Raw genomic sequence first — 12,060 nt, forward strand, 5'->3', positions numbered from 1 at the left:
TCTCGAGACAAAAAGACCGGGTTGTTCTAATATATAAATTCGAATACTTTATTAAGAAAGGAGCAACAAGATGGATCAGGATATCATTGACAAACTCGGTCCCTTGGGAAAGCTTGCTGGAATCTGGGAAGGAGATAAAGGAGACGACACAGCTCCTTCCGGAAACCGGGAAACAGAAAATAATAAATTCAGGGAACGCATGACGTTTGATCCATTTGGCCCTGTAAATAATCATGAGCAGGAACTATTTGGCCTCCGCTATTCGACGACGGCGTGGAAAATTGGCTCAGACAGCCCTTTCCATGAAGAATTGGGTTACTGGCTCTGGGATGAAGCCAATCGCCAAGCCATGCGCTGCTTTATTGTCCCTAGAGGAGTGAATGTTCTGGCAGGCGGAACTGTTAAAGAAGGTGCCGACTCATTTGAACTGTCTGCCAAGGCCGGTTCCGATACCTATGGAATTTGCTCAAACTTGTTTCTCGACAAGGAGTTCAAGACTGTAAACTATTTATTGAAAGTAACATTTCACCCGGATCAAAGCTTCAGTTATGAAGAAGATACCCAGATCCAGATCAAGGGGAAACCCGACCTGTTCCATCACATCGATAAAAATACCCTGACGAAAGTTACCTGAAATCGTATAGTAATTTTTTCAACTCCAATCAATCTTTCTATGTACCCAACCTCACCCCAAAGCTCACGTACCTGGCTTCAAATAGCCGCTTTTACAGGGATGGCTCAATTTTTCGCTCTGCTTGCCTGGTATTGGACTGACGGTCTTCCATTCAGCGACACCTCGGGCATCTGGACCGCGTACGCCTGGGATTTTGTCAATGGAGAGTTTTACCGCCCATACTTTGAAGAAACGGGCTACGGCGGCAGTCGATTCATGCCTCTTTTCTTCATCCTGCTTGCCGGCATGATGGAGTTGGTTGGAATTCCTTCCACCGCCGGAGCCATCTTGACCCTGTTGATCGGATTCTGCTTTCTACTGGCCCTGGTTCGTTTAATGCAAAAATCCGAGGTGCCGTTATCAACAGCCGTCCCTTTTGTGCTTTTAGCTTGTTTCTCCTCTTCTTTTCAGTTGGCTCATCTGGAAGTTCGCAGTGATTTACTGGCGAGCTTTCTGAATCTGATTGCTTTGGGATTCGCTATACAAGGCATAAAAAAACCCACTGCTGCAACATGGATCTGGATGGTAGTGGGGTTTGTCCTGGCCTGGTTCAGTAAAATCACTATGGGGTACGGCTGGGTTGCAGTCTCCCTTTACCTTTTGTTTAAAAGAAGAATCAAAGCAGGCTGCGGTTTATTTCTGGTAACAGCATCCCTGGCTCTGTTGCTCTGGGAAATATTGCAAACAGCAAGCGGCGGAAGATTTGATGGATCGCTTGCGACCTATTTTCTGAAAGAAACTAGCTGGAATTCCATCTTACAAGTTCCTTTCTGGTTTTTTAAAACTGCCCTGAGCGATCCTTTCTTCCTTATGCTATTAGGCGCGGCATTTTGGACGTTGATTGTCCTTAAACCTTTAAGGGGTACATTTGCAGAAATATATTTCTGGATAACCTTTTTGGGAACGGTTGCTCTTTTTGCCATTCCTGATACAGATTCCATCCACCTGATAGATCTTCTGGCTGCATCACTTTGGGTTCTTGCCTGCGGCTGGAGCAGTCAATTTAAAAACCGTTATCCCACAATAGCTATCCTTCCTATGCTCATGGTCGGTACCCTCCTGACTCTTTTACCGGGCGTAGATTCTGTCTCAAATCATTTCAAGCAAAACGGGAGGCCAACGTTCCAAGACATTGGAGGTATAATTAAAAAGCTCCCTGCAACAGCAGGTCCCGTTTTGAGTGAAAACCCGCTGATTCCGATCTTGATGGGTCATAAACCCTACCTCCTTGATGCCTACTCCCTCAGAGTCTTGTCAATAAAGTTTCCTGAAATTAGTCAAAACCTTTTTAACAAGCTTGAAAAAAAACAGTTTAGAGCAGTGATCCTCACGAATTGGTCGCCCATTTCGAAAGAATTTCCTTTCGAAAGCATGGCCCAAAAAAAATCATTGAGCGGAAAAGCATTTTATGAAAACATTAATTTCCCGGAGAGGTTTCTATCTTCCCTGAAAAAAAACTATACGCTGGATGAAATTGTTTATCCTTATTACATATTTATTCCCAGGTCTTTTCCCGACAATACAATTGTATTTCCGGCAATGGACCTGATTGGCAGATAAAACTCCCTGACTGTGAACATTGATTTATGAATAATAAAAAGCTTTCTTCAGGTTTTTGGAATGTTTTTTCCTTCACGGCAATTGTGATTATTCTGACTGGCACCTCGGGGTGCTCCAGCGGGTCTTCTAAATCCACCAGGATGGAATCGTCTCCTCCCCGGGCTTCCAGTGAACCCGCAACCACAACTCCACCGGTGCTATCAAACCCGGTAAAACCGAAAGTTCAAAAAACTCCGCCATCCCCTTCTCCCTCGCGCGCCACGGGAACACCCCAGGTTTCGTCCAAATCATCGGAAACAATGGACTCCGCGACCCGGCAAAAAAGATCCTACAAAAGAAAAAAGGCCCCGACTGAAAAGCAGGGTGATTCGTTGGATGCCCTGCTCGGCACCACTCCAACCATGACAGCCCAGGAATCTTCTTCGGGCTCCAGCATTCGCGGTTTAAGCCCGGTTTCAGAGAGTTACGGGAAGGATCACAAGATTTCCGATGATATCCTTGATTCGGTTCGAAAAATGGAGAGATTTGAAATCAGTGATGAAGAAATCAGGCGTTTCCAAAAAGCAGGGAAGCTCAACCGATCAGCACCCTGACGACCGATTTTGTTCCTGAAAGCATTTGACTTTAAAGGGCTATCTTCTACCCTGCTAATAATTTTCCAGTAAGATAACATTCCCGAATCCTTTTATAATTTACAGTCATCGTATAACGGAGACTCATTCAATGTTTTTACGAGCCACATTCTTTTGTTAAAGTAACTCTAAAGCCACATTAAGCCATCTTCGAACCCTGAAATTCAGAAGACAAAACTGGATCTCAAGTTCAGGTTCTTCAAAGCCTTGAAGATGTTTAGTTTTTGACCGGTCTTTATAAACCAACATTTTAAAATAGAGGAGTATCGGATGCCTGCGAGAAGTTCATCTGCCAAATGGGAAGGCAAACTCAAAGATGGTAAAGGAACCATGAAAGTTGGATCTGGAGCCTATGAAGGTCCATTTTCTTTCGTGTCGCGTTTTGAAAGCGGAGACGGAACCAACCCGGAAGAATTGATTGCCGCTGCCCACGCGGGCTGCTATTCCATGGCTTTTTCAGCCACTCTTGAAAAAAGCGGATTCGACCCGAAAAGCGTTGCGACTACTGCGACAGCTCATCTTGAAAAAGTGGGCGATGGTTTCGCTATCACTAAAATCGAACTGGATATGGAAGCGGAAATTCCAGGGATTGATGATGCCAAGTTCAATGAACTGGCGGAAGCTGCCAAAAACGGCTGCCCTGTTTCAAAAGCCCTGGCTGGTCCGGAAATCAGCCTCAACGCAAAACTTAAATAAGGTTTGTAGTTTCTCCGCCCGCACCTTTTGAAAAGGGTGCGGGCTTTTTTTTATTGGTGAATTTATGAAAGACGTTTTCCTCTCGGTCAGTACTGAAAAAGGGTTATTTCTATTTTCCTCCGATCTGGAACGAAACAACTGGGAAATGCGGGGACCGCTTCTCAAAGGCTGGTCCGTTTCCGACACCCTGTTTGATTTTCGAAAAAAGCCCCGAATTTATGCTGCCGTTAACTCTCCCTTCTATGGGCCCGGTATTCACCTATCGGAAGACCTCGGGGACAGCTGGCGCGAAATAAAAAATCCGCCACAATATCCACAAGACAGTCCTTATGAAATTGAATCCATCTGGACTATCGTTCCAGGTACCCGGGACCAACCCGATACTTTTTATACCGGTGTTGATCCGGCAGGAATTTTTGTCAGCCATGACTGCGGAGAACATTGGGAATTACTCGATGGGCTTTCCGGTCACCCTTCCCGGGAAGAATGGATGGGTGGGAAAGGAGGGCTTTGTTGCCACTCAGTGCTTGTTGATCCCCAAAACCCCGCGAGGTTGTGGGCGGGGATTTCAGCGGTGGGGGTGTTCAGGTCGGATGACGACGGCAAAACCTGGTCCACCAAAAATGAAGGACTTGAAATCGTTATTGAAGGCAAAACCCACAAGGAAATCGGATCGTGTGTTCACCGTCTAATTCTCGATCCAACCAACTCCGAGAAACTCTATCAACAAAATCACCGAGGCGTGTTTAGAAGCAATGATGCCGGCGATACGTGGCAACGCATAGAATCCGGGTTGCCCCACAAGTTTGGGTTTCCCATGGTGATCAATCCGAATGATCCCGGCACCTTGTTTATCGTTCCTCAGGAAAGCGACGAGTATCGCGTGATACCCGATGGAAATCTACGTGTCTATCGTAGTGTAGATTCCGGCGATACCTGGCAGGCTTTAACTAATGGTCTGCCTCAACAAAGTTTTACGGGAGTATTGCGACAGGCGATGACGGTAGACGGGCTGGACAGATGCGGTGTCTACTTTGGAACTATTAGTGGCCAGGTACACTACAGCACTAATAACGGGGATCAATGGCAGACACTGCCCTGCCAGCTGCCTCGTATCAATGCCGTATCTGTTTTCATTAAATAATGACCATCAAATAACATGCAACTGCAAATCCAGGTGCCCTCAATCCTGGCTCACTGCCTGAGTGGTAATCAGGAAACCAGTCTTCATGCTTCCCAATTGGATGAAGCGCTAGAAATTTTATGGCAGGAATATCCCCTGCTTAAACATCATTGCCTTACAAAATCCGGGAACATCCGCCCCCACATCCTTATCTATTTTAATGAGGACAATATAAAGTGGCTCGACTCTCTGGAGTGTAAAATAACAGAAGGCGACCGACTCACTATTCTTCAGGCAGTATCGGGTGGCGGCTAATTTGCCCTTTCCAATCAACTTCCATCACTTAAGATCATGCACAACAAAACCCTTCTTATAACAGGAGCCAACTCCGGATTGGGACGGGTCAGTGCTGAACATTTCGCTGGAAACGGCGCTGAGGTAATCCTTGTTTGTAGAAATCAGGAAAAAGCTATTGCAGCGCGCGATGAAATTACAGCGAAAACTGGAAACGCAAATCTGCATGCCTATTCAGCAGACCTGAGCGCGGTGGAGGAGGTCCGCAAACTCGGAAAAAAAATTATAGAGAATCACCCTCGACTTCATATTCTCATGAACAACGCGGGTGTCCTGCTTGGGGAGCGACGAGAAACTGTCGACGGGTACGAAACTACTTTTGCCACCAACCACCTTGCATACTTTCTCCTTACCCGGCTTTTAATTGATCGGCTAAAAGAATCCGCTCCCGCCAGAATCATCAACGTTTCCTCCATGGTTCATGCCTGGGGAACAATCAACTTAGATGATATTTTTATGAAAAGGAATTACCGCGCCCTGCCCGCTTACTACCAGTCAAAACTCGCCAACGTTATGTTCACCTATGCCCTTGCAAAGCGTTTGGAAGGAACAGGGGTCACGGTCAACTGCCTGCATCCTGGAATTGTCGATACCGGTTTTGGCAGGGAAGGATCTTTTCTCTATAAACTGAGTAAAGCGATCGCACGCCCATTTTTTTACATTAATCCTGAGCGTGGCGCTGAAACCCAGATTCATCTTGCGGAATCAGATGATATAAAACATTTATCCGGGAAATACTTCACAAAGAAGAAGGCGGTGAAAAGCTCGACTTTATCCTACAGTGTCGAGGATCAGGAAAAATTGTGGCGATTGAGCGAGGAGTGGTGTGGCCTGACGCATTGGCCTCTGTAAAGACCTGGAATGCCATAGCTGGCCCTAGCGTTTTCATTATTTGCTTCTATCCAGATAAACCAATCAAAGTTTAAAAAAAAATTTGTTCAACTCATACCAGACTTGTTTTGCAGGAGATGAGGCTCAATACAGGAGGTGATCTCTTTGAGAAATTCTCATATCTCTATTCAACCCTTACTGAAAAGTTTTCATTTATTGCAAAAACAACCTGGAATCAATAAGGTATTTATTGTTTTCAGCCAAAACTTTCTACCAGCTAATTGACACAACTCACAAGGGAATTGCGAATTCATGTCAGATCGGTCCGGATTGAAATGGGTTAAATTAAAGCGATTTATTTCACTGATGTTTCAACCAGAATCAATGACCACTTACCAATCCGTCTCCCGGTTTGAGGATATTTCTATTGAGCGGCTAAAAACGGACGGTATCGAAGGTGTTCTCATTGATGCCGACGGCACTCTCGGGCCAGACCATGCCCGGCAATACAGTGATGCCGTAGTCGGTCATGTCCTGAAGATGAAAGAATCCGGGCTCAAGGTAGCTATATTCACGAATGCCCGGGAAGACCGGTTCCATCAATTCCCCGGAATCCCGGTTGTATCCGATGTTCCCGCCAAGCCAGCCCCCGAGGGCTTCCTGAAAGCGATGGAACATTTTCTTGAACTGGAAAACCCTGCGCAAGTGTGCATGATTGGGGATAATTATTTAACTGACGGGGGAGCAGTAAAAGCAGGAATGCTTTTCCTCTATGTAGAACCCATTCCAGGTCCAGAAAATTTTATTCATAAATGGACCCGCGATTGGGCCTTCAAGCGCTGTAAATCTAACACCTCCCCTTAAAGCCCTTTGTTTTTCAAGGCTTCCCGCCAAGCACCAATTTGACATAAAGACTTGTTTCGGTATAGAATTGGGAGAATTCTATCAAAAGAGCCTTATGCGATCCTTTCGATTTGTCATCATTGTAACCGGATTTCTCTTCCTGGGATTGAGTGTGTTGTCCAGCAATGCGTTGGCGCATCCTCATTCGCATGGAAAAAACCCGTTTGATCACAAAAAGAAGGCTGTCTCGTTGCATTGCTTATTAAAAAATCATACCAATCATTTTTTAAAATTCTGTCCTCACGCGCAAAAGACAAAAGAATCCATACAAATACTGACTTCTGCCTGCGGTAGTACACCCGCATCCAAGCACGGGGCAAATATTCAAAATCCGGTCACACCGGTCACTATTTCGATTGTATTAAAACCCAGCAAGGACATCCGGGTCACTCACCTCCTCCTCCAAAATGAAAAACCCGGAATTTTAAGCCTTGAAACCGCATCTCCCCCTCCGCGGTCTTTAGCTTAAATTCTGTTTAGTTAACTCCCAATAGAACACAAATACTAAAAGTATAAATCCTGTTTTCAGGTCTATCCCTGGAAGACTGTGCGTTTTTTTAAATTCGCCTTTCTGTGGAAAAGTCGCTGATTTTTCGGAGAACAAGCAATGTTAAACAAGCTCAAATCTTTACTGTTGACCTTCATGGTTGCCGTCTGGTTGCTTCCAGCATCCACCGTTCAAGCCTATGTCGGACTGTGCTGTACCCACTGTGGCGGTAACATGCCCATGAATATTTTTGGTGGTGGAATTCCGGAGACACATGAATTCCGGGTGAAGCTGAGCCAGATGTTTATGGAAATGGGACCCCTTCGCAGCGGAACTAATGACATCGTCACGGAATCTATTCTTGGAATGCCGAACGGTAGAACGTTCGGTGCAGCTCCTCGCGAGATGCGCATGTACATGACCATGCTGGGCGGTGCCTATTCCTTCACCGACGACTTTGCCATTATGGCCATGACCAGTTACAAGCGAAACGACATGGATATGGTGTTCAATGTTCCACTTCGCAACAACATGTTAGGGAACAATCCTTCAAGGGCTCGAGGCTTCACGATGCACTCCGAAGGATTGGGAGACACCAAAGTTCTGGCAAAATATCGCCTTTACTCCGATGACAACCTGGTCCCGACCAAACAAATTTCAATTGTCGGCGGACTGTCATTCCCAACCGGGGATATCAACAAGCGTTTCACAAGAAGTCCGATCACAGGTCAAAATGGCCAGATCCTGCCCTACAAAATGCAAATGGGTAGTGGTAGTTTTGACCCAATCATGGCGGTGACCCTCCAGGGTTCGTCCTCTCCTTTCTGGTACGGTTTAAACGCCATGTACATTGGCCGTTGGCATGAAAATGACCAGGGCTATGAGCAGGGGGACGAGTTTAAATTCGACCTGTACACCATGTACCAGTTTCATGAAAAAGCACTGGTTCAACTCCAGTTCAATGGCCATCTGGAAGATGCCTACAATGGTCTGCCTGGCGCAACACGTTTTAACGGTAACGGTATTTTTGCTCCGACCGGCCAGTTTGCGAGCCCTTTGTTTGATCCAAACAACTATGGATTCACCAAGCTCAATATTACAGCTGGAGTTCAGTTCCAACCGTTTCCCCTGCACATTATGGAACTGCTGGCATCCGTCCCGATTCATCAGGATTTGAGTGGTCCGCAATTGAGTGAAGAGTGGCGCATGATGTTCAGTTATTACATCGAAATTCCGACTTCCAAGAGCCGCCGCTACAAGGGCACCAAGGCTCCTGGCGAACTCGGTTTTTAATCTGAACACCCGTGTTTAAAAGGAAAAAGAACATTAAAAAAGTTTCATGGAAGAAAATTTTTTTGGGAAGTATTCTGGTTTTAGTGGCATCGGGTTGTGCCTCTTTTGGAAATTATCCTGAAGCAGGCACTCCGGTCCACAAGACCTTTGTAACCCAATGCGGCCAGTGCCATTCAGTGCCTCATCCCGGGAGACACACTCCGGAACAATGGGATCACGTACTTGGCATGATGGTGGAGTTCATGGACGAACGAAAAGTGTCTTACACAAAAGAAAACATGCGGACAATCCGGGCATACCTGCATCGAAACGCCCGCTAAGGAGAAGGTGATGAAGGTCAAACGTTCACTCATGGTATTGAGCCTGACTTTAGGTTTTGCTGTTGCTCCCTTGTTAAACGGAAATGCGTTGGCACACAAGGAAGCGTATTCGCAGTTGGGTGCGGTCTACCCTCAACGAATCAAGGTCGCTCCGGAATTTTCCTTAAAAGACCTTACTGGCAAAACAGTAGACTTGAAAGACCTTCGCGGCAAACCGGTTCTCCTTAACTTCTGGGCTACCTGGTGCCAGGCCTGCAAAGAAGAACTGCCTTCCATGCAACGCTTGCATGAAACCATGAAGAATGAAGGTGTTCAGGTAATCGCCATCTCCATTGACAGGGCGGACCCTGAGGAAGTCCAGAAATATGTGGATCAGTACAAATTAACTTTTCCGGTTCTCCTGGACCCGAACCAGGAAACACGGCGGCGTTACTTTATTATGGGGCTCCCAACCTCTTATCTGATTGATGCCAACGGAAAGTTGAGAGGATTCATTTCCGGCTCACGGGAATGGGACAGCGAGACGTCCAAAAGAGTAATGCGCATCCTGCTCAACAAAGAATTCAACGCCGGTTTATAAGCTGACGCTCGCCCTTGAAAATCTCTGATAACATTTTCCGCTTCTCACTAGCCGTTGCGTTAACTGGGTGCGCTGCTTTCCTTTTGGCAGCCAGTCTCTCTTCAGCCGCCCCTCCCCCTCCTTTAATCGAAAAACTCGATTCGCATTACTATTACCCACAGCGCGAGGGCATTAAAAGCCTGAAATTCAGTATCCATTGGGCCCAGCTTGATCCCTTTGCAGACACTGAGGATAAAAAACTTCTCAACAACCCAACCGTTATCTTTAACTGGAAAGCCGGTCAGGATAAACCTGATTTTGAAATTGACGAGTCGGCTGGCAGCGTCTCTCCAATAAGAGAACTCGAGATATTAAAGTTTATGTCGCAATACGCTGAAGTATTCATGCCCATCCCCTTGAGCAAGACCCTTGACGATTACACCTTTAAGGGGAAAAAACAGCGGAAGGGATATCTTGAAGCCCGGTTTAGTACAGACTCGGCTCATCCGATCATGCAATATGATTTTAAAATCGACCCCAGGCACTGGAACATAAAAACCCTTCTTCTAAGAAGGCAGCACTCCCCTTTCAATGTCACCAGTCATTTGAAATATGCTGATAGAAATGGGAAGTCGCAGGTGCTGGAAAGTCGGTCAAGGTTTGAAATGAACGGGAAAAAATATGAAGAGACTCTGGAGTTTTTCTACAGCAAGATCGAAGGCTATTGGCTGCCTACCCGTGTACGCCAGCAATTAAAAGAAGGCACCAAGCTAGCCAACTCCTATATTTTCACTTTCGCTGGCTATAAGATCAATTGACCGGCAATTCCAACCCCGCCGACAACCGGATACAGTCCCTGGCATATCGAGTTCCAAAGTCCGGGAAAGCTTCCGGGTGTGTGCAGTAGGCAAGGATCTCAAGCGATTCCATGAGAAAGGGTCCGGGTCTGTTAAAGTAACGGTTGCCATCTACAAAATAAAACTGCTGTTCCCTTGAAGCCGTCCAGTTTTGCCAGGGCACCTGCTGTTTCAATCGGTCTATCTCTCCAATCAGTTGGTCGAGGTTGAATCCACAGGGCTTGACGACGACGACTTCCGGATCGATTGACTGCAACTGCTCTGCATTCAGAACAACCGCTTTTTCTCCCGGTTTCGAAAACAGGGGCTTGCCTCCACAGATCTCCACCATATCCGCCATCCACAGCCCACCAATATAGACAGGATCGATCCATTCAATCGTCAGCACACGCTTTTTGGAAAGATTCGCAACCTTTTCCTGGATATATTTTGTCCGTTTTTCAACATCGTTTCGAAACGATTCGTAAGCGGAAACGGCATCCAACGCCTCCGCCACCTGCTTCACGGTCTGCCACACATCCTCAAGAGTTCCCGGCTGAAGGGAGATCAATTGAGCCTGGTCACCAAATGCCTGCTTACAGGCATTTTCCACTTGCCCGTAAGAAACCGCACACACATCGCATAAATTCTGCGTGATAATAAAATCAGGCGCCAGCTCTTGCAATTTCTTCTCATCCAGTTGGTATACAGTCACCGCTTCCTTTAAAATATTTTCGACAGACCTGTGAATCTCGACACTTGGCAAATAAGGTTCAACGCGAGTACTGGTAAGAGCTGGCAGGTCTAACACGGACGGAGGGAAGTCACAACTGTGTGATCGCCCAACCAGCTTATCCTCCAGACCTAACCTGCATACAATATCTGTAGCGGATGGAAGCAGACTAACGACTTTCATTCCATTAACTTTCAAAAAACAGGTGGGTGGTTCCCTCACAAACAAAAATTTGGGAACCTCGGAAAAATCTACTAAAGTATAGGCTGGACAGCCTCAGTGTTGCAATCATATTACGAAATCAAGGAGCCAATATGTCAGTGTTACTGTGGGTCGGGGCGGGTGGATTCCTCGGTGCGATCCTGCGGTATCTGGTAAGCGGGTGGATTCAGGGAAGCGGCACACAGTTTCCATTTGGAACACTGTCGGTCAACTTCCTGGGCAGTTTCCTGCTGGGAACCCTGATGTTCCTTTCCGAATTTAAAGGCATCTTGTCGGAAGAAGCGCGTTTGTTTTTATGCATTGGAATGCTGGGCTCCTTCACCACCATGTCGACCTTTGGATACGAAACCTTTCGTTTGATGGACCAGGGACAATGGGGCCTGGTTTCCACCAATATTCTCGGCTCTGTAATTCTGGCCGTGCTGGGTGTGTATCTGGGGCGAACGTTGGCTTTGCAGTTATAAAAGGGGATTTCTGATGAAACCACAATCCGATGCTGTTGTCCTTAGGATTTATACAGGTGAAGCGACGCGCTTTAAGGATAAGGCTTTATATAAATACCTTATCGAATTATTTCGAAAAGAAGGACTTTCCGGGTGCACCGTACTTCGGGCCATTGATGGTTTTGGAAAGACCAGCCATGCCCACACGGCCTCTATTCTACGGCTGTCGACTGACCTGCCAGTGGTGGTAGAAGTGGTGGATAACCGTGAAAACATCGATCGCATAAAGCCCATGCTCTCAGGTGTGGTGACAGAAGGCTTGATCACCGAGCAAACAGTCAGAGTCGTTCTTTATAATGGCAAAAATGAGGGTTGACTCCCATACCAACAACAAC

15 protein-coding genes and 1 pseudogene are annotated in these 12,060 nt (G+C 46.5%); 15 read left to right on the forward strand and 1 reads right to left on the reverse strand.

Annotation, left to right across the window (positions count from 1 at the left end; genetic code table 11):
- The first annotated feature begins 70 nt into the window (after nt 1-70).
- The 13 genes and pseudogenes from G3M70_17770 (at nt 71) to G3M70_17830 (ending at nt 10,249) form a co-directional block, all read left to right on the forward strand.
- Nucleotides 71-634, forward strand: a complete 564-nt coding sequence (locus G3M70_17770) for an FABP family protein (GenBank protein ID QPJ63618.1) — start codon at nt 71-73, stop codon at nt 632-634.
- Between the two features lie 99 nt (nt 635-733).
- Entirely contained in the window at nt 734-2,233 is a 1,500-nt protein-coding gene (locus tag G3M70_17775; GenBank protein QPJ63619.1) for a glycosyltransferase family 39 protein, read from the forward strand.
- A 26-nt stretch (nt 2,234-2,259) separates the two neighbouring features.
- A complete protein-coding gene (locus G3M70_17780) occupies nt 2,260-2,826 on the forward strand; it encodes a hypothetical protein (GenBank protein QPJ63620.1) in 567 nt (188 codons plus the stop codon).
- 309 nt (nt 2,827-3,135) lie between these two features.
- Nucleotides 3,136-3,561: an OsmC family protein gene (locus tag G3M70_17785; protein ID QPJ63621.1), complete on the forward strand. Its 426-nt coding sequence runs from the start codon at nt 3,136-3,138 to the stop codon at nt 3,559-3,561.
- Nucleotides 3,562-3,625: 64 nt separating this feature from the next.
- Nucleotides 3,626-4,705, forward strand: a complete 1,080-nt coding sequence (locus G3M70_17790) for an exo-alpha-sialidase (protein ID QPJ63622.1) — start codon at nt 3,626-3,628, stop codon at nt 4,703-4,705.
- A 15-nt stretch (nt 4,706-4,720) separates the two neighbouring features.
- Complete coding sequence (locus G3M70_17795; protein ID QPJ63623.1) at nt 4,721-4,999, forward strand: MoaD/ThiS family protein; 279 nt, start codon at nt 4,721-4,723, stop codon at nt 4,997-4,999.
- Between the two features lie 36 nt (nt 5,000-5,035).
- Nucleotides 5,036-5,890 carry an SDR family oxidoreductase gene (locus tag G3M70_17800; protein ID QPJ63624.1) on the forward strand — a complete coding sequence of 285 codons (855 nt, stop codon included), beginning with the start codon at nt 5,036-5,038 and terminating at the stop codon, nt 5,888-5,890.
- A 291-nt stretch (nt 5,891-6,181) separates the two neighbouring features.
- A complete protein-coding gene (locus G3M70_17805; protein ID QPJ63625.1) occupies nt 6,182-6,733 on the forward strand; it encodes an HAD hydrolase-like protein in 552 nt (183 codons plus the stop codon).
- 94 nt (nt 6,734-6,827) lie between these two features.
- Complete coding sequence (locus G3M70_17810) at nt 6,828-7,241, forward strand: hypothetical protein (GenBank protein ID QPJ63626.1); 414 nt, start codon at nt 6,828-6,830, stop codon at nt 7,239-7,241.
- A 138-nt stretch (nt 7,242-7,379) separates the two neighbouring features.
- Nucleotides 7,380-8,552: a transporter gene (locus G3M70_17815; protein ID QPJ63627.1), complete on the forward strand. Its 1,173-nt coding sequence runs from the start codon at nt 7,380-7,382 to the stop codon at nt 8,550-8,552.
- A gap of 155 nt (nt 8,553-8,707) precedes the next feature.
- A pseudogene (locus G3M70_17820) lies at nt 8,708-8,872 on the forward strand (cytochrome C).
- Nucleotides 8,873-8,903: 31 nt separating this feature from the next.
- The gene (locus G3M70_17825) at nt 8,904-9,452 is read left to right on the forward strand and encodes a TlpA family protein disulfide reductase (GenBank protein QPJ63867.1); all 549 of its coding nucleotides are present in this window, start codon (nt 8,904-8,906) and stop codon (nt 9,450-9,452) included.
- Between the two features lie 14 nt (nt 9,453-9,466).
- The gene (locus G3M70_17830) at nt 9,467-10,249 is read left to right on the forward strand and encodes a hypothetical protein (protein QPJ63628.1); all 783 of its coding nucleotides are present in this window, start codon (nt 9,467-9,469) and stop codon (nt 10,247-10,249) included.
- On the opposite strand, the gene G3M70_17835 is transcribed toward G3M70_17830, so the two are convergent.
- Nucleotides 10,242-11,183 (reverse strand): ABC transporter substrate-binding protein, encoded by a 942-nt coding sequence (locus tag G3M70_17835; GenBank protein QPJ63629.1) that lies wholly within the window; start codon nt 11,181-11,183, stop codon nt 10,242-10,244. The genes G3M70_17830 and G3M70_17835 overlap by 8 nt on opposite strands.
- Nucleotides 11,184-11,314: 131 nt before the next feature.
- Between G3M70_17835 and crcB the strand changes: the two genes are divergently transcribed.
- Both crcB and G3M70_17845 read left to right on the forward strand, forming a co-directional pair.
- Nucleotides 11,315-11,686 (forward strand): fluoride efflux transporter CrcB, encoded by a 372-nt coding sequence (crcB, locus tag G3M70_17840; protein ID QPJ63630.1) that lies wholly within the window; start codon nt 11,315-11,317, stop codon nt 11,684-11,686.
- Nucleotides 11,687-11,699: 13 nt separating this feature from the next.
- Nucleotides 11,700-12,041: a DUF190 domain-containing protein gene (locus G3M70_17845; protein ID QPJ63631.1), complete on the forward strand. Its 342-nt coding sequence runs from the start codon at nt 11,700-11,702 to the stop codon at nt 12,039-12,041.
- Nucleotides 12,042-12,060: the final 19 nt, after the last annotated feature.

Origin of the sequence: Candidatus Nitronauta litoralis (genome assembly GCA_015698285.1) — a bacterium.
Classification (GTDB): Bacteria; Nitrospinota; Nitrospinia; order Nitrospinales; family Nitrospinaceae; genus Nitronauta; species Nitronauta litoralis.

Bases quoted from the DNA above. Each gene is read 5' to 3' on its own strand.
- G3M70_17770 (QPJ63618.1), top strand. From the start codon at position 71: ATGGATCAGGATATCATTGACAAACTCGGTCCCTTGGGAAAGCTTGCT.
- G3M70_17775 (QPJ63619.1), top strand. From the start codon at position 734: ATGGCTCAATTTTTCGCTCTGCTTGCCTGGTATTGGACTGACGGTCTT.
- G3M70_17780 (QPJ63620.1), top strand. From the start codon at position 2,260: ATGAATAATAAAAAGCTTTCTTCAGGTTTTTGGAATGTTTTTTCCTTC.
- G3M70_17785 (QPJ63621.1), top strand. From the start codon at position 3,136: ATGCCTGCGAGAAGTTCATCTGCCAAATGGGAAGGCAAACTCAAAGAT.
- G3M70_17790 (QPJ63622.1), top strand. From the start codon at position 3,626: ATGAAAGACGTTTTCCTCTCGGTCAGTACTGAAAAAGGGTTATTTCTA.
- G3M70_17795 (QPJ63623.1), top strand. From the start codon at position 4,721: ATGCAACTGCAAATCCAGGTGCCCTCAATCCTGGCTCACTGCCTGAGT.
- G3M70_17800 (QPJ63624.1), top strand. From the start codon at position 5,036: ATGCACAACAAAACCCTTCTTATAACAGGAGCCAACTCCGGATTGGGA.
- G3M70_17805 (QPJ63625.1), top strand. From the start codon at position 6,182: ATGTCAGATCGGTCCGGATTGAAATGGGTTAAATTAAAGCGATTTATT.
- G3M70_17810 (QPJ63626.1), top strand. From the start codon at position 6,828: ATGCGATCCTTTCGATTTGTCATCATTGTAACCGGATTTCTCTTCCTG.
- G3M70_17815 (QPJ63627.1), top strand. From the start codon at position 7,380: ATGTTAAACAAGCTCAAATCTTTACTGTTGACCTTCATGGTTGCCGTC.
- G3M70_17825 (QPJ63867.1), top strand. From the start codon at position 8,904: ATGGTATTGAGCCTGACTTTAGGTTTTGCTGTTGCTCCCTTGTTAAAC.
- G3M70_17835 (QPJ63629.1), bottom strand. From the start codon at position 11,183: ATGAAAGTCGTTAGTCTGCTTCCATCCGCTACAGATATTGTATGCAGG.
- crcB (QPJ63630.1), top strand. From the start codon at position 11,315: ATGTCAGTGTTACTGTGGGTCGGGGCGGGTGGATTCCTCGGTGCGATC.
- G3M70_17845 (QPJ63631.1), top strand. From the start codon at position 11,700: ATGAAACCACAATCCGATGCTGTTGTCCTTAGGATTTATACAGGTGAA.